The organism is Neopusillimonas maritima, assembly GCF_003576595.1.
GTDB classification, from domain to species: Bacteria; Pseudomonadota; Gammaproteobacteria; order Burkholderiales; family Burkholderiaceae_B; genus Neopusillimonas; species Neopusillimonas maritima.
The window spans coordinates 1-1400 of record NZ_NQOU01000022.1; the positions used below are offsets into that span (position 1 = coordinate 1).

The window sequence follows — 1400 nt, forward strand, 5'->3', positions numbered from 1 at the left end:
GTCGTCAATGCGGCTGAGTCTGGTGGTGATGTGACCGTCTCAGGCAGCGTCGGCGGTGATGTTCAGGACGGTGACACTGTCACCGTGACCGTAAACGGTCAGACTTACACAACGCAGGTTGCTGATGGTGCCTGGTCGGTGGATGTGGCGGGTTCCGACTTGGCTGCGGACACGACAGTCGATGTGTCTGTGACAACGACTGATGCGGCTGGCAACAGTGCCACTGCGACGGCTGAGCACACATACAGTGTGGACACTGAGGTCTCTGCGACGATCGGCATCGACACGATTGCTGGCGATGATGTGATTAACGCGGCTGAAGCCGAAGGTGATGTGGCCCTGACCGGTACGGTGGGTGGTGATGTGCAGGACGGCGACACGGTAACGATCACCGTAGGTGAGAACAGCTACGAAGCGACGGTCTCTGGCGGCACGTGGTCTGTCTCGGTCCCTGGCTCAGTTCTTGCTGCTAACAGCAACGTATCTGCTTCGGTGACCACGACGGATGCCGCTGGCAATACAGCGAACGCCTCTACCTCGCAAGGTTACACAGTTGATACCGAGATTGATGCGTCGATCACAGTCAACGATATTACTTCTGATAACGTCGTCAACGCCGCTGAGTCCGGCGGTGATGTGACCGTCTCCGGTTCTGTAGGTGGTGACGTTCAGGACGGTGATACGGTCACGGTGTCCGTCAATGGTCAGACCTACACAACCCAGGTAGCCGATGGTGCCTGGTCGGTGGATGTAGCCGGTGCAGATCTGGCTGCTGACACGACAGTTGATGTGTCGGTCACGACGACCGATGCGGCTGGCAACAGTGCTACTGCGACGGCTGAACACACTTACAGTGTAGATACGGAAGTCTCTGCGACGATCGCGATCGACACGATTGCTGGCGATGATGTGATCAACGCAGCTGAAGCTGAGGGTGATGTCACGCTAACCGGTACGGTTGGTGGAGATGTCCAGGACGGTGACACGGTAACGATCACCGTAGGTGAGAACAGCTACGAAGCGACCGTCGCCAGCGGCACGTGGTCTGTCTCTGTCCCTGGCTCAGTTCTCGCTGAGAACAGCAACGTATCTGTTTCGGTGACCACAACCGATGCTGCAGGCAATACAGCGAACGCCTCGACCTCGCAGGGTTACACGGTTGATACTGAGATCGATGCGTCGATCACAGTCAACGACATCACATCCGATAACGTCGTCAATGCTGCTGAGTCTGGTGGTGACGTTACTGTCTCTGGTAGCGTCGGCGGTGACGTTCAGGATGGTGACACGGTCACCGTGACCGTAAACGGTCAGACTTACACAACGCAGGTTGCTGATGGTGCCTGGTCGGTGGATGTGGCGGGTTCCGACTTGGCTGCGGACACGACAGTCGATGTGTC

The 1400-nt window shown here is 57.4% G+C and carries 1 protein-coding gene; it reads left to right on the forward strand.

What is annotated here, in order from left to right:
- Window positions 1-1400: Ig-like domain-containing protein (locus tag CJO09_RS15535; RefSeq protein WP_119443167.1), on the forward strand; the 1400-nt coding region annotated here is incomplete at both ends.